Source organism: Thalassoroseus pseudoceratinae, from assembly GCF_011634775.1.
GTDB lineage: Bacteria > Planctomycetota > Planctomycetia > Planctomycetales > Planctomycetaceae > Thalassoroseus > Thalassoroseus pseudoceratinae.
This window is the reverse complement of the sequence record NZ_JAALXT010000005.1, coordinates 649,817-669,673: the sequence shown is the minus strand read 5'-3', so window position 1 is coordinate 669,673 and position 19,857 is coordinate 649,817. Positions and strand designations below refer to the sequence as shown.

Here is a 19,857-nt window from a genome sequence, read left to right as displayed (position 1 = left end):
CACCCGACGTTGAAGACAATCCCTGTTTGAAGGCCGGTTGGGCCACGGCTAGCCTTTCATGAAGGAATCATGACAATGAAGAAACAGCACATGCGTGCGAACCAATCGCACAAACGGCCACCCGGTGGTGAGAACCGGCGGGGAACCGTGTTAGTGGTCGTCATGGGCCTGCTTGGTCTCTTGATGCTCTTAGGTTTTGCGTTCTATACCTTCGCCCGTCAGGAGCAAGGCAACGCGGAATACTTCAACGCCGCCCAGCATGTGACGAGCAGTGGTGTCAGTCGCGATATCTACTTCAACTGGGCGATGGAGCAGATCATCAACGGTGGGCCTGTCGATCTCCCGAACAGTGCTCTGTGGGGCGGACGTCATGCGTTGATGACCACCGCCTTCGGTCAAGACGTGCACCCCTTCAGCGGAAGTGGGATCAACGTCACGGTCGACAATAGTGGCGTGATGATCGTCGACCAAGATTTCGACGGCGTTGATGACGGTAGCGTCGCGTTGCTGGAATTCAACGACTCACCCGCCGCTCAAGCCGGTGCCTACGTGGCTGATGGTTCCGCGATGGCTGGCGATTTGATCGGACGATACGAAGACTTCGACGCCGGCACAGCCGATATTCCACTGACGACCTATTGGGACCATGCGAATAGCCGCATGACCTTTCCGATGCCGGACGTTCCGTATTCGTATCCGGACATCAACAACGTGGCAATCGGGTTCAATGGGTACGGTCTCGATGCGACTAACTTGCCGGCCAAAGTGATTATTCCCTCGTATCACCGTCCGCAGTATCTGCGAAGCGGTGGAAGTGCCGTGAACGATTGGGCGACGAGCACTACGAATTGGCAAAAACGAGTGATGCGTCCGCAAGCCCAGCACATGCACATTGCTCCCGATGGAACGGTGCTCGGCGAACGGTATCCACAAACGGGCGTGACATTTGCCAATGGACCATTTCCTTTGGGCGATCCGGAAGGTTACCAAGGATATTGGGACGGTCCCGTGGGGCGATGGAAAGATAACTTTACCTATCAACCCGGTGATATGATTTTTCCGTCCGCCGGATACACACCCGCCACGATGCCGCATGATGAGAATTTTCCGAAGATGGACAACCTCGTGTATGTCGCCCAAGCTTCGGGTGACAGCGGGAGTTCGGAACCGATCTGGGAAAATTATCAGACGATTGGTGATACCGTCACCGATGGCAACGTCACTTGGGAAGCTCGGGAATTCGTGAAATACGATGCCGACCCCGATGGTGACGGCGTTAAAGAAGCTGTCTATCTCGATTTGGACTTCCCGGTCCAAGTCAAAACGGATGGTTCGGGGACGAAATACATCCCGATGTTCGCCGTCACGATCTACGATGCCGACGGTCTTTTGAACTTGATTGCCCAGGGCAATATCAACCGCTTCCCTGCGTTCCGAGCCGACAACAGTGGTGACGGCGAAGTGGATGTCTTTGGTGATCAAGGCCCGACTTTTGATAACACGATTTCGATCAACGAACTACTCCATACGTCAAACCTGGGAGCAACCGCGACCGAAATCAATCCGATGTGGGGTCTGCTCGGACCGGAACCGACGAACGCCACCGAACTGGCGAAACTCGATCAACACGCTCACTTCTTCGGTCGCGACTTCTCGGCCATTCCACCGACGACCGGGGAAATCGCGAACATGGAATGGTTCATGTCGCGAGTGGGGAAACTCGTCTATGGTGATCGGGATACTGATGTGATCGACGAGTACGCCGGTGTCTATGGGGAAGATCAATACCTGCTCAATGCAGCCGGCACGTCTCCCCGCCGAAACAATCTGGGAGCGGGAGCATTTCCGAAACCGGGTGTCACAGGAGCCGACGACAACTACAACCAATTTCTCGGCGAGTACAATCCTTTCACCAATCCGTTGCAAGCTGCCGGTAGCTACAACCGGTACTATGTTTACTCGCAACCGCTGGACTTCTTAGGGACCGGCTCCGCAAACAACGGACGACAAACGCGAACGTTTTCGACCACGTCCGGCCGCTGGCAGCAGTTCGATAGTTATCCCACGCCGCTGGGCTATGTGGGTTGGGATGCGAATGTCTTCAACACCTCGTTGATGCAGAACGAAATCAAACCGCCTTCTGCCAATCCGTTGATCGACGAAGCGTTTGAAGTCAATGTCGATCATGATTCGGCGAATCCGATGGATGACATTCTGCCGCTTTCGGATAACCTCTTCTTGCAGATGAGCAAGGAAGACATTCAGAACTACAGCATCAATTCCCGTGTGGGTGAGTTGATGTCGTATAACCTTCGCGACGTGGGGACCAACGGCGAAATCGCCGAGCAAATCCGCAAACGATTCACCACGCTCGGTTGGGATATGAAGAGTTTCGGTATCAACTCTGACCGAACGTTGACGAGCAACTCCGCCGAGCGATCAGAGGAGTTCAAGCCTGACTTCTATGGTGATCTGGAGTTCCCGCCTTATTTTGTGACAGCTACTGATCCAACGAACTGGCCGACAAACTATAACAAGGCTGAACCGTTCCGGTTAGCATTACGTCAGAGTTTGAAGGTGCTGCCGACCAATCACAATGGTTCAGCGTTCCCGAAAAATTTGGACCCGGTTGCGACCGAGTCGCGTCAGCAACGATCGTTGAACCTCAATGGTGTGACTTGCTTTGGAGAGCTCAACAATCAACTTGTGGGGTACTCGCGTGGTTTGACTCCTCACCCGTCGAATCCGGGAGATGCGGTCGTCGTTCCTGTCGAACGGGGGACGAATCCAGGTTGGCGACCACCGCTTTCGAGTTTGTCGACGAATGCCAGCCGAGAGCGTTGGGCACGCTACGATCGTCAATTGCTTGCTCGTGATATTTACGTGCTGCTCTACACCTTCTGTGGTGGTCAAGACATCGACTATGTCGCGACGCCAAACACAGTGCTTGGCGACCTCACGAACCAAGTCGACTTGGATGGTGATGGCACGGTCGATGACTATGAAATTAAATCCCGACGCCAGCTCTACAATGATGATCAACTTCACGAAATGGCGCAGTTCGCCATCAATGTGGTAGAACGGCTCGACCCGGATAACGTGATCGAAAAGTTCGAATACGATAAAGACCTCTCCGATGGTTGGAACCTGGACGACGATCCTTACGACGTGACGGATGGTGCGTATCAATACGATGACCAAGGCACGGAAACCTTCCTTGCAAGTGGTGCCTTCCAGGATTCACACCCAACCGCCGACCGCGGTGTTGTCTACGGTGTAGAGACGCAAGAACTGACTTTGGCGGAAGGCTTGGCTTTCCGGACCGAATACGTCGATACGAACATGGACAACATGGGCGACCAAGACCTGGTGGCTACCCGACACGATGAGAACCATCGTTACTACTTCACCTATCTGGAACTTCTCAATGCCGCTCCCTATTCGGTTAGCCTGAATCGCGACTGGCAAGTGCAGATGGAAACGATCGACGCATCCAGCGTCGTCACCGACACGCGAACGTTAACGTTGCTTGCCAACCCGGGAAGTACCTCATCGCCCGTCACGGGTGGTGGTTCCTTCTTGATCATGTCATCCGGAACCACGACCGGGACGGACTTGGCCGATAGTCGCTTCATGGCGGATCTCGATTACGATGATTCCATGATGCCCATGCCAAACATGAGAGTTTTGGCTCCGGCCGGGACTGGTTTTCCGCAGATCGACTTGATCACGAACCCCGGCAAGTACGATCTTGATGGGGCTGTCAGCGACCAGTTCCTGGATGACTTGAATGCCGGGACAACCGTCATGCCTCAAGTGCGGTTCACCTTGCGACGTCGATTGCATCCGGGGCGGAACGTTCCCACGACAGTCGACCCCAACGATGGAGCCGACGACTACAACCGTGACAACCCATGGATCGATGTCGACGTGCTCACGCTGAATCCGAATGGTGAAGGTGTTGGTGATTTGCGTCTCACGGAAAATGACAAGAACGGCTGGGAAATCAAAGCCCGGTTGCTCAAAGACAAAATCGAAAGTCGTGAGCGGACTCAGCGTCTCGATCGAAACGCGGTCGAACGGTACGCGGGTATTCCCAATCCCGCTGGGGCTTTCGATGAGATGGACGTCGACCTCGATCACGACGGCATGGCAGAAACCTATAGTGACGACATGGACTTCGATTCATATAAGACTGCAAACTATCAACTGTTCCGTCTCAACACTCTTGGTCGCGACAACCAGAACAGCAACTATACGCTTTGGCAGCCACATGGTGACCGAGACTTCTATTCCGTCAGCGAGTTGTTGCAGGTTCCGTTGTACGGCCCAGAAGATTTGACCGCCAAACTCGATGAGAGTAACGGGTTCGGCAATGGTGTGAATACGGCGGGAGTCGCTAAGTTCGTGCGTCCGCTGATTCCCGGCGGTCGGGGAAGCGATGGTTTCCCGGGGTTCGCGGGGATGGATGACGACGGGGATAGTGAAACTGACGAAGAAGACGAACGAAATGCGGGCGTCGATGGCGACATTCCCGTCAAATTCGATAACCGTTGGTACCGTTTGCTTGAGTTCTTCGAACGGCCCTCGGTGATCTCCCGCGAAGGGGAAATCCGGGAACCAGGTTTGATGAACCTCAACGGCATTCGTTATCCGGCATCGTTGGCAGGGTTGATCGACGACTCATCGGCGTTCAGCACCATGACACCGATCCGAGATGGTGTGCCCTATACCGATTATGGCAGCCCCATCCGTTACATGCCGGATAGTCAGGAATTTTCGACGACAGGACGGGATTGGTGGAGTGAGTTCCTTCAATCACGCGATGGGCTCGACTTAGTCTCAGCGGGAGCGATTACGGACAATTTGGCCGCGATCTTGCCGGGGTCTCCATCAGCGAAGCCGTTCCGTCCACTGACGTTCACCTCTGATGGTCTCGACAGCCTCGATCACACCGTTCTCCGCGAATTGCCACTCGATGTGGCGAATGGTGTCTCGGTATCCAACCGACGACGATTGTTCGAGCTGCGAGATTCCTCAAATGCCGATGCGAATCAACAGTATCGGTTGTTCTCGAAGTTGCTGAATAACTCGACAACGCGAACGAATGCGTTCTTTGTCTTTGTGCAGGTGGACTTCTTTGAAGTGGTTGAGACCGACGTGACTGTTGGTAGCGAAACGTACACGCTGCAGCAGGTTGGCGGGAAGCTATCGGATTCTCCGGCGTATCGTGACTTCTACGTGGTCGACCGTAGCAAGGCGTTTGGTGAGCTGCGGCCGGCAAACTTCGACTTGCGGTTCGAGGACTACGATCCGTCCATGCACGATCTGCCACCGACCTTCGCGTTCTGGGGCAATCGGAATGGCAACAACCCACAAGGGTTCAATTACCGAAAGCTAATCGTCCATCGAGAAATCATCGAATAAACGTTCACACAAGCCGTCGGTTCCCACCGGCGGCTTTTTCGTTCAATTCTTGATATTTCTCGTTATTTTGCAAAAATCGCTGTTGATGTTGAGTGACCGAATGCGTTTCTAGCAGGGACGTCCTATTATTCTGTGGGGCGGTGTCTCACTTCGCGGCGAATGACGTGAACAAGACCTGATCAACTGGCTTCCTGCCACTCGATCGCACAGCTCTGAAAGATCGCGAATTTCCAGCGATTTCAGCTCAAATCGAATCTGTTTCCATCACACAGTCCACTGACCGCTCGTTTGAATCAAAGAAGGATGAACATGAACGTTTCTCGCCATCGCACCGCGTCGCGTCGTCGCGGGTTCACTTTGATCGAATTGTTGGTGGTGATTTCGATCATCGCCACGTTGATTTCGCTCATCGCTCCCGCTGTGCAAAGTGCCCGTGCCGCTGCTCGCCGAACCCAGTGCCTCAACAACCTGCACAACCTGGGAATCGCGATGCAAAACTTCGGAAGTTCCCACAACAGCCAACTTCCCTACGTTCGAGACGTGACTCAAGGCACCGGTCCTGAGCAAGCGATTAGTGGCTGGCCTGTTCAACTTCTCAACACCTTGGACAACGAAGCTGTTCAACGTCAGTTGCGTACCAACGCAGCGGCAGGGGCAGCGGATCCGTTTACCGGTACGGATGGTTCTGGTGGTGCGGTTGCGGGAGCCTCTCCGGCAAACACTTGGTTGCAAGTCTTCACCTGCCCGGATGACCTGAACGCTTGGCAGCAAGATTTTGGTTTGACCTACCGGGTCAATATGGGATACATGAGCGGGTTGACAAGCGGAACCGATGCCGGCCCTGGTGGACCTGATGCTGGTGATGCGGAACTTGCCTTGGACGGTACAGCGGGCGGATCACTCGATTACCTGGAAGCGTATTCAACCGGTGCAATGTTCCAACGAATTGGTGGAGCAGGCAATCGGAACATGTCGTTTGATTTCATCTCTCAAGGAGACGGGCTCGGGAGTACCATTCTCATCGCCGAGAACACCTTGGGATCGTCTGCAGGATGGCGTTCAAGCAGCCCGACAGTCTTGGGTTTTGGTGTGGCAATCAGCGATTTGAGTGGTGGCGGTTTTGGCGCCAGCAGTAAGACGAACTTGGGTGTCGGTGGGGTCACTAGTTTGGGAAGTTCAGGAATCAACGCCCCAACGACGTCTGGTGGAAACAACGCGAAGGCAGCTTCCAACCACCAAGATATCGTACACGTTGCCTTCGCTGATGGTGCGGCAAAAGGTATCTCTGACACGATCAATACCCAAGTCTACTTGCAGTTGTTGTCCTCGAACGGTCAACGAAACGGACAAGGTGTTTTGGACAACAGCTTGTACTAAGCGACTGTGAAGAACACTTCGAGACTCGAAAGCCTCACGGGAAACCGTGGGGCTTTTTTATTGCGCTATGGAAGGCACGACGGCTTGCGATGCCAGACTCGCTCAATCTTTGAATGGGTTTTCGGTATAACAGAATTCTTCTCTTGAGTTCTGAATCTCGTCAATCAACGAGGAATCCGATGCAAGACGCTCGCGTGGGATGGTTGTGGGGTGGAGTCGGTCTGGTTCTGAGCTTCGTTGGTTCAGTGATGGCGGATGACTTCATTCCGCGTCGTCAAAGCCAACCCCCAGGACCGCCATTGTCCCCACAAGACGCAATCCAAAAGATGACCGTGCCGGACGGGTTTGCGGTCGAGCTGGTGGCTTCGGAACCGGACCTCGTCAATCCCGTCTCGATGACGTTCGACGAACAAGGCCGCGTGTGGGTGACGGAGAGTTTCGAGTATCCCCGTCGTGAACCCGGCCCCGGTCGTGACCGCATCAAAGTTCTGGAAGACACCGACGGCGATGGCCGGATGGACAAAACCACAATCTTCGCGGACGGGCTCAATATTCCCTCCGGAATTGCGGTTGGTCATGGCGGCGTATGGGTGGCGAACGCTCCCAATCTTCTGTTCATGCAAGACACCGATGGCGACCTCAAAGCCGACACCTCTCAAGTGGTCGTCACCGGTTTCGGACGGTACGACACGCATGAGCTGCCGAACTCGTTGACCTGGGGACCGGATGGCTATCTTTATGGTTTGAACGGTGTCTTCAACGCGAGTCATGTGAAGTATCCCGCGAACTCGCCACACGCGAAAGACAATCCCAACGGGTTCCGTTTCACCTGCGCACTCTTCCGCATTCATCCCAAAACTTGGGAGTTCGAAGTCTTCTGTGAAGGCACGAGCAACCCGTGGGGCGTGGCGTTCAATCCGGTAGGGGATGCGTTCATCAGTGCTTGCGTGATCGACCATTTGTGGCATCTGACCGAAACCGGATACTACCATCGGCAAGGCGGTCCGTATCCACCGCACACTTGGAAGTTGGGGTCGATCGTCAAACACAAGCATCAGATGGCTGCCTATTGCGGCATTGAATATTACGATTCCGATGCCTACCCCGAGGAGTACCGCGGTCATCTCTATATGGGCAACATTCACGGCGGTTGCGTGAATGTCGATACGCTGGAAGATCGCGGGGCGACGTACTTCGCCAAACCGCGTCCGGACTTCCTGACCGCCAATGATGTCTGGTTCATGCCAGTCGATCAAAAGACCGGGCCGGATGGTTCGCTGTATGTGCTCGATTGGTACGACCGGTATCACTGTTATCAAGATGCGAACCGTGACCCGAAAGGCATCGACCGGCTGAAAGGGCGACTGTATCGAGTTCGCTACAAGAACACGCCCCGCCCTGCTCCGTTCAATCTCGCCGAGGAAACAGACACACAACTCATCAAACGACTGCATGGCAATAACGGTTTCTTCGCGAGTGTTGCTCAGCGGATTCTGTCAGAGCGTTTGTCGGACCCGCAATCGTCGCTGGCGAATCACACACGGAAGCGGTTACGCGAGGTTGTGCTGGACGAAGTTTCCCAGAAGGTGCGAATGCGAGCCGTTTTCGCACTGATCGGTTCGCATCGGTTGGATCCAAAATTTCATTTGGAGTTGCTGTCCCACCAGGACCCGGAAGTTCGCAAGTGGGGTGTGCGTGCGGCGGGGAATTTGGGTTCGGTGGCAGCGGAAGTCGATGACCGTCTCGCCGACATGGTTTCAACCGAAGATTCGCCGCGTGTGCAGCTTCAGCTTGCCATCGCTGCGGCGAAACTCGATCGACTGTCCACGATGCCGACCTTGATGCGGGTGCTCGATCGTTGCGGCGACGATCCGCTGATTCCGCACATCGTCTGGCAGAACTTGTTGCCGCAATTGCAGAACGACGCGAACCTCTACTTTTCGTTGGCATCGAACTCCAACTACGCGGATTCAAGGAACGTTATCGGCTTGTTGCCTCGCGTGCTCGATGTTGCCATTTCCGACAAAACACCGAACCTCGTTGGAGTTTCCAATTTGGTCGGCAGTTTGATTCGGGCGGAGCAGTTCGACGCGGCTCGGTTGTGTTTGGAACGCATCGTCAATCGTGTGCAGTCTGGAGAGATCGAAAACCGTGAGTTGAAATTGATTCGTCGGGATCTCCAAGCGGAATTCGAGAAAATCTGGCAAACTGACCAAGCGCAATTGGCTTTCATCACGAAACGAATGGCCGCGCTATGGGGTGATCAACTCGCAAGAAAAGATGTTCGAGATGTCTTCACCAACTCGACTGCGTCCGCGCGTCGTCGTACTCAAGCGCTACAAACGTTGGTGGCCGTTCAAGACGTCGAACTTCCGCAAAACTTGGCAACGGTCTTGAAGCATCCGGAACGGAATTCGTTCGAGTTTCGGGAAGCGGTGTTGGTGTCGCTTGGTCGACTTCAATCAGATGAGATTGCCTCAGTCTTGCTATCCAGTTGGCCGAAACTAGAGCCCGTCTTACAACCGAAGGCGATCGAACTGCTCACACAACGCCCAAGTTGGGCGAAGCAATTATTGGCCGCCATCGGCGAAGAGAAAGTCTCGGCGAACGTGTTGAACGTCAATCAAGTTCGGCGATTGATGGCGACGGGAGACGAAGAACTTGCCGAGAGCATTCGGCAGCACTGGGGAGTTGTCCGCGATGGCCGCGATCCGGCTCGGGAACAGCTGATCGAGGAATGGAAACAAAAGATTCAAGCCGGCAAAGGCGACCCCAAAGCTGGACGAGTCGTGTTCCACAAGCTCTGTGGTCAATGCCATCAAATTTATGGCGAGGGCAAGGAAGTCGGGCCGGATATCACCCGCAATGGTCGGAGTTCGTTGGAGCAATTGCTGTCCAATGTGTTCGATCCAAGTTTGGTCATCGGAGCCGATTACCGAGCCGTCACGGTGGCTACGGTGGATGGTCGACTAGTGACCGGTTTGCTCGTCGAAGACAGCCCCACACGAATTGTATTGAAAATTCAAGGTGGCAAACAAGAAGTTATCGCCCGAGACGATGTGGCGGCTCAGAAGGTCAGCCCAGTGTCGTTGATGCCCGAAGGTCTGGAGAAACAGTTGAAGCCTCAAGAGTTGCTCGATCTATTCGAGTTCCTCATGCTCGATCGTCCGCCGGAAGATCCCGAGGCCAAACGTCTGCCGGTGTCGACGACAAACCGATAATCGACTCCGCCAAAAGTTCTGGTCGATGGTTCAGTTCAGCAAAGGTTCGCGGCAGTTCCAATTTTTTTAAGAAAAATGTGGTTTTTTATTTGGGAGTGGCTTGAATCAAGCGGTACGAGAATGGTAATGTTTTCCCGCACGTGAGGATGCAGAGGGATCGAGGTCTATCCGTAGATATCGCACTGCATGGCTCATGGTCAATGACTTGTTCTTTGACATCTCAAAGCCGAATCGTTCTTGATAGGAAAGATGAAAACGATGAGTACCGTGACTGACGTTCCCAATGTCATCAACGGGCAAGTGGACACGCTCGCCAATCAAACCTCTACCGTAGATTTCATCGAAGAACTTCGGCTTCGCACTTGGGCTCGCAAGAACTACGCCATTTCCAGCGAACGATCCGCCAATTGGCATCCGGTCATCTTGGACGAGATGACCCGCATTGATCGCGAACAAGCCTAAGGCGAACGAGATTTCACACTTAATACAGACGATCGGAACACGGTTTTCCGCCGGATTACTTCGATCAGCGATTAACGCTTCCCTGTCATTGGGAAGCGTTTTATTATGCGCGGTTGGCGTTCGGATGCCCCGGCAAAACACTGCAATTGGTTAGCGACTGCTCTCGAGTTGGATCGTGTAGCTACCGGGAAATTTTGCGGGGCTGTTTTCGCGTTCTTCGAGTCGGAACGTCTTTGTTGACTCTGGCAACAGAAAATGAAGCTCGCCCTCGTCGCTTTCATAGACGCAACGGGCACGACTCGTCTTCGTAACCGCTTCGGTGGCGAATCCGAATCCGTTCTCAAAAAGTGTCACCAACCGAGATGCCCAACTTGCGGTGTCGAATGGAAGATCTTCGTCGTAAGATCGTTGCAGCGATTTCACGAATTCCGCCAATGTTTCCTCGGCCGCTTGTCGTTGAATTCGATCCAATTCGGCCCGGTGTTCCAGCAACCACGAATACAATTCCCGATCGGCATCAACCGTGACGCGAACCAGTTCGGTTTGCGGAAGCTTCTCAAAACCAACGCGAATCGCGTCAGTATCGGCTTCGATGACCAACCGCAACTGTTTGGGAATCATGCCAATTGGTGGCGGATTTTCGCGGACGGATTCCAATAACGATTGAAATTCCTCCTCGGAAATTCCCAGGTCTTGAGCGGCCAACAACTGCGGTGGCATTTCGAAATCGGCAATCACCTCTCCCGGGAGTTTCCCCTCCAAGGTGGGTTCCGATTCCCGAAGTAAGAAGACCATCGTACCAACGACAATCGAGAACAGCACCAACGGTGCAGCGATCGACCAGAATCGTGAGCCAGACCGTTTTCGACGCCGCGACGAATACCGCCGTGCTGCGGTCGGTTCTTGAACGGAAATTGCCGGGAGACCAGAATCTCCTGCCTGCGGTGCGGCGGAAGTGGGGCGAGGAATAATCAGTTCCCGACCGCACTGTGGACATTTTCCTTTTTTCCCGGCGGCCGACTCGTCAACACGAATCGCGGCGGCACAGGAGGGGCATGCAAATTGAATCGGCATCGGTCAGTTCCGGGTGAGTGACCATCGGGGTCGCGCTAATTGATCAGCTTCGGAATTCTTAGAAAAATCGGCCGTGCGGTCCAGGCCATCGCGGTAGAAAACGGAGGCCAATACCGCGAAAAGTTCATCGAACTACTCAGTGGCAGCGAATCGGGCCTTCGCTTTCAATGACAAAGTCAGAGTCGTCGCGGTGATTCGTTGGCGAGGGAATGTCCTGCAGGGACGTTCGCAGATTGGGCAATCGAGGTTCCTGACGGCTTAACAATCCCCGCACGGGTTCGTGATTCGGAGAACCGATGAACGTTTCGACGAATCGAGCCACTTTGCGGGCGGGCACGTACGGAAAGAAGTCATTGAGTCGACTATGCGGCGTGACCGAGACGAGTTGTAATCCCGCTGTGGCCATCGCCGTTCGCGAGAGTCGCAGCATTTGGGTGATGCGAAAGTAATGCCAGTCCGTCTGCACCGCCGCCGCGAATGGTTTGTGATCGTCGAAGTGGTATTGCTGAAGGTTTGGAAGATTATCGAACTCCGCCGCTGAGATTCCGCTGCGTTTGCAGTCTCGCAAAAACGTTCTCAACGATTGACGAGCATCATAAGAGACCCCTTTGGTGGTGGCGAGCTTTTTTTGCTGCGTCGAAAGTCGTACACGCATCTCACACCCAGCCAGATAAATGATGCGAAAGCCAAGTTGATAAAGCAAATCAATCGCCTGCACGAACGAATCGGACCAATCCAGAATACCGGTTGCTGAGGGGGAGACGAATTCGCGGTATCCGCGTTTCTGGCGATCAAAGGCGATGACGTTCGGACATTCACAGACCTTGAATGTCGAATCTGGCACGATCTCCATCGCTCGACGTCGGTGGACGAATTTCGTGATACTCGGATCGAGATACACACTGCGATGGAACCGTGCGGTTGGATCGTAGCTGGTCCAGAACGTGGGGCGAATCAGCCGAGTGCCAGCGAGATTGATTGTCATCTTCGGCAATGGCGAGGCCGCGATTTCCGCAATCGGTAGCATCGATAACGACGGCCCGCCACCAATCAACCAACATGCCGACGGCTGCGGACCGGCGTAAAGGTTATTGATCGAAATTGCGACTTCGGAACCGTCCGTTTGCAATCGAGAGAATACCGCCGTCATCAGCTTGCTCTCCAACCAGGGCGTGCGTCAGTGATCCGTCTTCAAACACAATGTTCCAACGATCGACTACAACTCTTGCACTTGGAAATCATCGAATGCATGGGGAATATCGCCTTCCGACGAGTCCAGGAAGTTGGCCCACAACCCATGTGAGGTTCCGGATGAAGACGCGGTATTGTCGCTGACACTTGCCTGTGTTGCGGATGCCCCGTATGTGGCTCGACCGACGATTGCGTTGCCGTTCAATGTGGCTTCCAGAAACACCATCGAACTGCCCTGAACGGAAACGCTTGTACTATCACGGACAGTGGGCGTGCCGGCGACGACTTCGATCAACTCCAGTAATTGCGATGCGTAATTGACGATCAGCTTCCAATAATTCAGCGAGTTGACCAGTCGCAGAACCAATCCACCATTGCTCGGCGAGTTGCCGTTCGATTGCTTCATCCAAACCGACACAACAGCGTCCGCGGTCAATGCGTTGATGGCGGCCAACGCATTCGGCCCATCGGGGGAAACGGTGTTGGCATCAATGACCCCGATCGACCAATTCGAATTCCACCGTTGCCAATTTCCCCCGACATCGGGCGAGTGGTTTTCAATCAACGTGAACTGGGTGTCGGTGAAGTGATCAAGAACAACGACACTACCGCTGTCGGTGGAACTCGATTCCGAAGTCAGTGTCAACTCGCTGCCCCCGAATCCGCTGACCGGGTTTCGCGGCAATTCCTCGCGTTTATCATGGCCAAGCTTCGACCAAAATGTGCGTGGGTCAGTTGGACCAAGTTCAAAACGAAATCGTGGCGAGTGATCGAAAAGCACTCGCACCGTCTCGGCGACGGCGGTCATCAGTTCCTCGCCGCCCTGATTTTCGACTCGCACAGTTCCCGTCCACGGTCGAAACAGCGTGTCTTGCGAACTGGTTTCCAGCAGGATTTTCGGGGTGGGTTCGGCGTAGAGTCGAAAGAATTCGCGAGCGAACGCCCGGGAATCGTTAGCGGTGCGAATCCAAGGCACACTCACGCGGATGCTGCGTTCCCCGTACGAACTTCGGCTCTGAGGTTGAACGTAATGAGCTTGCCAACGGTAACTCGATTGCGTGCCATTGGAGTCGGCGGCGTAGATTCGATCCCCCGTCAGAATCATCCGATTGAATAGAAACCGTCGATCGAGTGTCTCTTCGAGTTTGGTGATATCGCGACCTTCTTGCCAGATAGCGGCGGGTGTGGTCGGGGCCGGTTCAAAGAAGAACGTGCCGGTTTCGTCAACGCCCCAATTGGCTCCCCGTGCGCGAGTGGCCAAATCTTGTAACAGCGATGTGACCGATTCCGCTCCGCGAATTTTGAGACTCGTCACGTTCGCGGCGTTTGCGGGTTCGTCGATTCGGTCGGCATCGTAGAGAATGTCTGTGTTCGGAGTGACGTAATCTTGAACGAGAACACGCACGACATCCGCTGGACCGCTGACAGAATCAATGGTTTCCGCCGAATGATCCGGGTCGAGTGAGAACAAGTCGGTCTGAGCGAACCGATGCGGAGCGATGCCGTTGGCCGACGCACCGAACCCGCCGGGAAACACGTTGTCCAGCTGAGCCGTCATGCCCTCAAGTCGGAAAGCAACAACTGCCGGACTGGTCGCTTCTCGGGAATTCACGCGACCCAGATACCAGCGGTTCCCGGAACCGTATTCGAACGCCAGCCAATCCCCGACCGCGATCGTCTCCCGATCTGCGAACGCATCATGCAACCGAACCTCACCGGCTCCGCAACCGCCTTGGCGATGAAGTTCAAACCACGCCCCCAGGATCGCGCGATCAGAAAGATCGCCGGTGTAGTTCGTGGGAGTTTCAGAGTAGTGCAAGATGCGTCGCATGGTGTCGAAGCCAGTGTGAGGCGTAGAAAATGAGGCGTAAGGCGTGAACGAATTTCGCGTGTGTGTCATGAAACAGGTGTCATCCCCACGGCTTTGCGTGGGCATGATTGGAAATTCAAACGTCGCGTCCACTCAATACTCGTCCCCGCCGTAGATGACCGGATCGTCGGCGTGGAGTTTCAGGACATAGTCCAACATCGTTGGATCGGACGCGTCGTAGTCCATGCGGACGACGGAGCAACTTTGGAAATACCGATTCGCGAACTCGTCGTGATGTAAAAAAAGAGCGAATTGCCCATCGGTCATGTCGTGCAAGGTTTGTCGAAGCGTTTCGATTTCCGCGAACACATCGAGCACGGTATCGGTCCCGGTTTCTGGCGTAATCCGTGCTCGGATTTCGATGTCGACGCCGTTCGGCGTCATGCCCGTTGTCGCGTCGCCTGTTTTCAGGGGAACTTTGTAACGCTCGAAGTCCCATGGCTCGCCCACGCGAATTGAAACGATCACACCCGGAAGGCTCGTGTAACTTTCGCCGTCATACAAAGCCAGCTGGAAGACGGAAACCGCGGACCAATCGGACTGAAACAATCGCGCGTCAGCGTTCAAGATGTCATCGAAGTCGCTCACGAATCGTCCTCCGTTTCACCACGTGAGACCGTCCAACTCGGCAACGAATTCAGAAGTTGTTGATAGTGCTGACGAGCTTCGAGAAGCGCCCGCAGATTCGCCGCCCGATCGGTCGTGCGTCCCTCTCGGCTGCCAACGGAGTATTTGAGAGCCGAGAGTTTGCCATCGCGGAGCAAGTTCGTGATGTCCAAATCGATCTGAGCCAGAATTCCGCGAATCTGGTCTTCGCTGAGTTCGTCGCCGCTGACCGAGGACAGGTCGTCAAGGTCGCTCATCGTGTTCCCCGTGTGAAGATGATGATGTGATGAGGTCTGGTGCGATGATGCGAGGCATGGAGTGTGAGGGGTGAGGCGATTTCCATTCGACGCCTCACCCCTTACGCCTCACTCCTCACATCTTCCAACTATGCTCCATCGACCTTGGTCACGAAGGCAGTGTCAACGGCGGAGACGCCGCCGTAATGCCGAACTTTCACGCGAAGGACGACATCTCGCTCGAACGCCGCCGCACTGTCGCCGCGTTGCAGGAAGGTTTGCACCGGCCAGATTTCGCTCCACACGAATTGCTTGCGGAAGTCGCCGATGTACCAATCGCTTGCGGCTTGCCCACCCTGCTCGTCGATGAACGGCGAACTGAGGACTTCGACCAGACCTTGAACCGGGTTGGCCACTCGGGTTTGGTTGTCGCCGTCGGTCATGGTGACTTCGGTCGAGTTCACGATGCTGTGAGCCGTGCCGCGAAGCGCCTCGGGCACGAGCAACTGTCGAACCGGTGCGACGATCGGACGCGGCGTGCCGTCCACTCGATCGTCGACGACTTCGGTAGCCCGGTAATACATCGCGGTTTCGACGTCAGTCCAATCGACGAGCGGGACGGCGGCGTCGAAGTCGGTGCTGGTCGTGTTGCCGGCACCGATCCAGTTGCGATGCGAACCGTCCGTCTTATACAGCGACGTGCCGCTGCCGCTGGGTCGGTACACATATTTGCCGCTGCCGGCGTCGGCATCGGTGACGGCCCGCACGATCGTCCGTTCACGTTCCTGTCGCAAATAGTAACCGAGTGCCCGCGCTCGCCGATTGATCTCGCCAGTCTGATCGAAGGCGATGAGTTCCTCATTGATCGAGAGAATTCGGCCTTGTTTGGTTTCCTCGGTGGTGACGTATTTGTCCTCGAAGCTCGACTCTTCATAAGAGTGCCCTTCGGGAACATCCGTCGGACCGGCGAGGGCTTTGAAGCCAGCGATCTTCTGGTTGCGAAGTTTGCTCGCCATCACGGTAACGAGTTTGTCGCCGATGAATCCGGTGCTGTCCTCATAACCCGCGATGACTTGCCGACCGATGAGTTCCGCCGTCACGACTTGAAACAAATTCGTGCCAACGCCCGGATTGGCTTCCGAGAGCAACGCGGACACATGAGCGGTCGGCGAGAGTGATTCATTCATCGACCGCAACCGCGGCAACACTCCGCAGGCATCCGCAAGTTCGTAGTAACTGACCTCGTCCGACGAAAGTTGCCCTTCGTTAAGCAACGAGCAAACGCGGTCATAGAACCCCATCGGCCCAAGGGATTCGATCAGCATCGAGAGATTGACGTGTGGCATGGTTTTGTCCGTTGTGAGTGGTCGGTTGTTGGTTGTGTCTGAATCCGAGAGTCGACTAGCGGTTCGGTTAATGTAAGGCGTCGGGTGTGAGGTGGGTTTTCTACTCGCAACTCTCCACCCACGACCCTCTACCTCCCGCGAAGCGGCTACGCCGTCGCCGCGTGGAAGGCGGATTTGAACTGCACGCGGAGTTTGGTGGCTCCGGAGGTTTTGTATTCAGCGGCAAAGGCGACTCCGGTCGCGCCGCTGCCGACGGCTTCGAGTTGTTGATCGGTCAGCGTGGACGACGATTCATCCGGCCCGAGTTCGTCGCCGATTTCGTAGGCACCGCTGGCGACATCCATCTCGTAGACGGAGAGCGGGCTGGTATCGACGGAGATCGGATCGGTCTCGCCCGAGGCACTCGCTTCATGAGCGATACCCAAGAACACGGTGGCGAACGCGGATTGCGTGGTGGCGAGGTCCGTGTCCCAAGTGAAATCGGACGCGGGTTTGGCATCGTCAGTATCGAGAAAAACCAAATCTCCGACTTCGATCACCGTTCCCGAATCCACGCGAACTTTCCGAAGCGCCATCTGCCCGCTGCGGAATCGAAATTGATTGGACATGTTGTTTCCTTTGTGGGTTGTGGGTTGTTGGTTGTTGGTTGTCAGTTGTGTTGTTGTAGGGTGCGTCGCGACGCACCGATTCTTCGAAACGATTGCTGTGCCGATGGTGCGTCATGACGCACCCGACGAAGTGACTTCTGTCGCCTGAACTATCGTTGTCGCAACGCGGAGAGCACTTGGGCGTCGGTCAGGGTTTCGGTCGAGGGCGGTTGGCGTTCGCCGCTGGTGGGGCGAGTTGGGGAAACGATCGGCGGAACCATGCGTTTGGTGTGCAGGTTGGCGATTTGCTCGCGGATTTGATTCAACTCGTCCATGATGCGATTGGAGAGCGTCAACGTCTCACCTTGATCGTCGCCCGCTGGCGAATGACTTTCACGGAACGTCACAGTCGAAGCCGGGAAGACGACCGCGTCGACGCTCACGACTTGTTCCAATCGCTCGACGATCGTGCCGTTGGCATTTCGTTTGGCGAGGACGACGTGACTCATTCCGACGGAAGGGCCATCCGACTCGGCGAGAGCGAGGAACGTGCGACCGGCTTCGGTATCGATCACACGGATGTCGCCCCGCACGCGACCGTTTTCGAATCGCGGATTCACGATCGAGCCAACCAAATCGCGGGTGCTGCGGTGCGTCGCTCGAGATGCCGACGGTGCGTGATCGAGAAACACCGGTTTATTGCGGTACAGGCACGTTGCCTCTTGCAACGCCTGCTCGGTGTAACGATATCCATTCTTGGAAACAGTGCCCGCGAGAGCGACGTTCCGCACGTAACGATTCTCGCGATCGACAATCAAACCATCGCTCCGCCAATCGCGGATCTCCTCGGCCAACTGTTGCAACGGCGGTTCCGATGTCACAGTCATCGTCGGTCCTTTCGTTCGAGTGAGTGACATGCGTGTTCAACCTATGCCGAGTACGTTGCGCAGATTTTCGTGGGGTGCGTGGAGTGAAACGCAACGCACCAATCTCATTCAACGTCGATCACATGGTGCGTCACGACGCACCCTACGAATCACAAAAAGCCGCCGGTGAAAACCGACGGCAAGGAATATTCAAATCATCACACCAGACCTCATCACATCATCATTCTTCGTCAGCGATTTCGCTCCGCATAGTGGTCGGGTTGGTGCCGTCACGACGGGCGACTTCGGCTCGGCTGAGGATTTTCGCATTCGCCAGCCGCACGTCGGCCAGCCGATCTTTGTTGCGATCTCGGGCGACGAGTTGCGGGAATGTCCATTCCGGTTGGACGCGTTCGAGCGTGTCCTCTGGTAACTCGCCCCGTGCGATCGCCTGCCGAATCACCCATACCCACAGGCGTTCCAGTTCCGCCGCGAAGAACTGTTGCTCGGCTTGGAAGAGTTTCACCGCCGGTCCTTCGGCGACCATCGTCGAAGCAAAATTGCCGTTGGAGGCGTCGCTGGTCAGCATGAACTCCGGCAACCCGGAACCCGCCGCCGTGCACAATAGGAGGAGACGTCCCAAGGGAACGGCGTCACCGAAGTTGGTGTTCGGTTGCAAATATTCCAGTTCCGTACCTTGCGAAGTCGTGAGGATGGTGCCCGCCCGAAACCGTTCTCGCCGCGTCGTGCCACCATGCTCGTAAAGCGACCCGGTTTGAGAGGCATCTGCGACGGAACTGGCCCGCGAAGGTCCGCCTTGCACCTTTCGCCACAGCACGATCGACGCCTGCAATTTCCGAGCAGTAAGTTCCGTGTCGAGCCAACGATCAAATTGAGCGAGCGGTTCGATCAGTGGTGCGAACCAAGTGACGCCGCGTTTTTCGTTCGAGTCTACACCCCGCCGCGTATGGAGAATGTCATCGGCAGGAATCTCGGTTCGTAGACGGCCATCGTTAGGGGCGATCAGCAAATAGAGTCGCGGCGTTTCCACGTCGTCCGGTTCTGTGATGATGCCCTGCGTGCCCGCGTATTCAGGCGGTTCGCCGATTTGTTCGGGGTCGATGAATCGCACCGTTGGCGTTTGATGTTCATCGACGAACAACCGCAGAAAACACTCGCCGTCCCGCCACACTCGGCGAGCAAATTCGCGGATGCTGAAATGTCGTTGGTTCCTGAATAAGAATCTTTGCCAAATGCGATCGACCGATTGAGACAATTCCGGTCCGTCATTCGGGGCCAACCTTGCCGCATTCAACTGAAACCCTGGGCCAGTCACGTAGATTTCCAATAGCCGCAAGACATTCCGAGCATGCGGATGCTCATGCACCAACCTTCGAGCCTGTGTCCGCAAGTCTTGCCGTTCCGTTTCCGAAACCCCGCGTTCGCCGCCGAGCAACATCCAATCACCGGGATCATCTGCGACCGGTTGCGGCCTGTCGGCCTCGGTGAGTGAAACGAGTTGTTCCTGCACGAGTCGGCGATACCGAGCCCGCAAACGAAGCGTGTTCCATTGATCTTGCAGAAAACCGAGCAT

At 55.3% G+C, this 19,857-nt stretch carries 13 protein-coding genes; 4 read left to right on the top strand and 9 right to left on the bottom strand.

All coding sequences use genetic code 11. The annotated features are described in order from the left end of the window. Positions 1-75 precede the first annotated feature (75 nt). From G6R38_RS20340 to G6R38_RS20325, 4 genes are all read left to right on the top strand, one after another. Positions 76-5,427, top strand: a complete 5,352-nt coding sequence (locus tag G6R38_RS20340; RefSeq protein WP_166830564.1) for a hypothetical protein — start codon at positions 76-78, stop codon at positions 5,425-5,427. Positions 5,428-5,736: 309 nt separating this feature from the next. Next, complete coding sequence (locus tag G6R38_RS20335) at positions 5,737-6,804, top strand: DUF1559 family PulG-like putative transporter (protein WP_166830562.1); 1,068 nt, start codon at positions 5,737-5,739, stop codon at positions 6,802-6,804. A 179-nt stretch (positions 6,805-6,983) separates the two neighbouring features. Next, the gene (locus G6R38_RS20330) at positions 6,984-10,025 is read left to right on the top strand and encodes a PVC-type heme-binding CxxCH protein (RefSeq protein ID WP_206028652.1); all 3,042 of its coding nucleotides are present in this window, start codon (positions 6,984-6,986) and stop codon (positions 10,023-10,025) included. Positions 10,026-10,283: 258 nt separating this feature from the next. Further along, positions 10,284-10,487: a hypothetical protein gene (locus tag G6R38_RS20325; RefSeq protein ID WP_166829175.1), complete on the top strand. Its 204-nt coding sequence runs from the start codon at positions 10,284-10,286 to the stop codon at positions 10,485-10,487. Positions 10,488-10,637: 150 nt separating this feature from the next. Here the strand turns inward: G6R38_RS20325 and G6R38_RS20320 are convergent, their stop codons facing one another. From G6R38_RS20320 to G6R38_RS20280, 9 genes are all read right to left on the bottom strand, one after another. Then, complete coding sequence (locus tag G6R38_RS20320) at positions 10,638-11,561, bottom strand: hypothetical protein (RefSeq protein WP_166830560.1); 924 nt, start codon at positions 11,559-11,561, stop codon at positions 10,638-10,640. Between the two features lie 136 nt (positions 11,562-11,697). Next, positions 11,698-12,711, bottom strand: coding sequence for a hypothetical protein (locus G6R38_RS20315; RefSeq protein ID WP_166830558.1), 1,014 nt, complete (start codon positions 12,709-12,711; stop codon positions 11,698-11,700). A gap of 66 nt (positions 12,712-12,777) precedes the next feature. Next, the gene (locus G6R38_RS20310; RefSeq protein WP_166830556.1) at positions 12,778-14,688 is read right to left on the bottom strand and encodes a hypothetical protein; all 1,911 of its coding nucleotides are present in this window, start codon (positions 14,686-14,688) and stop codon (positions 12,778-12,780) included. Between the two features lie 27 nt (positions 14,689-14,715). After that, positions 14,716-15,210 (bottom strand): hypothetical protein, encoded by a 495-nt coding sequence (locus tag G6R38_RS20305; protein ID WP_166830553.1) that lies wholly within the window; start codon positions 15,208-15,210, stop codon positions 14,716-14,718. Further along, positions 15,207-15,485 (bottom strand): hypothetical protein, encoded by a 279-nt coding sequence (locus G6R38_RS20300; RefSeq protein WP_166830551.1) that lies wholly within the window; start codon positions 15,483-15,485, stop codon positions 15,207-15,209. Before G6R38_RS20300 ends, G6R38_RS20305 begins: the two co-directional genes overlap by 4 nt. A gap of 128 nt (positions 15,486-15,613) precedes the next feature. Then, positions 15,614-16,810 carry a phage major capsid protein gene (locus G6R38_RS20295; RefSeq protein WP_166830549.1) on the bottom strand — a complete coding sequence of 399 codons (1,197 nt, stop codon included), beginning with the start codon at positions 16,808-16,810 and terminating at the stop codon, positions 15,614-15,616. A 146-nt stretch (positions 16,811-16,956) separates the two neighbouring features. After that, positions 16,957-17,418: a hypothetical protein gene (locus tag G6R38_RS20290; protein ID WP_166830547.1), complete on the bottom strand. Its 462-nt coding sequence runs from the start codon at positions 17,416-17,418 to the stop codon at positions 16,957-16,959. Positions 17,419-17,567: 149 nt separating this feature from the next. Continuing rightward, positions 17,568-18,284 (bottom strand): hypothetical protein, encoded by a 717-nt coding sequence (locus G6R38_RS20285; protein WP_166830545.1) that lies wholly within the window; start codon positions 18,282-18,284, stop codon positions 17,568-17,570. 220 nt (positions 18,285-18,504) lie between these two features. Continuing rightward, positions 18,505-19,857 carry a phage portal protein gene (locus G6R38_RS20280; RefSeq protein ID WP_166830543.1) on the bottom strand — a complete coding sequence of 451 codons (1,353 nt, stop codon included), beginning with the start codon at positions 19,855-19,857 and terminating at the stop codon, positions 18,505-18,507.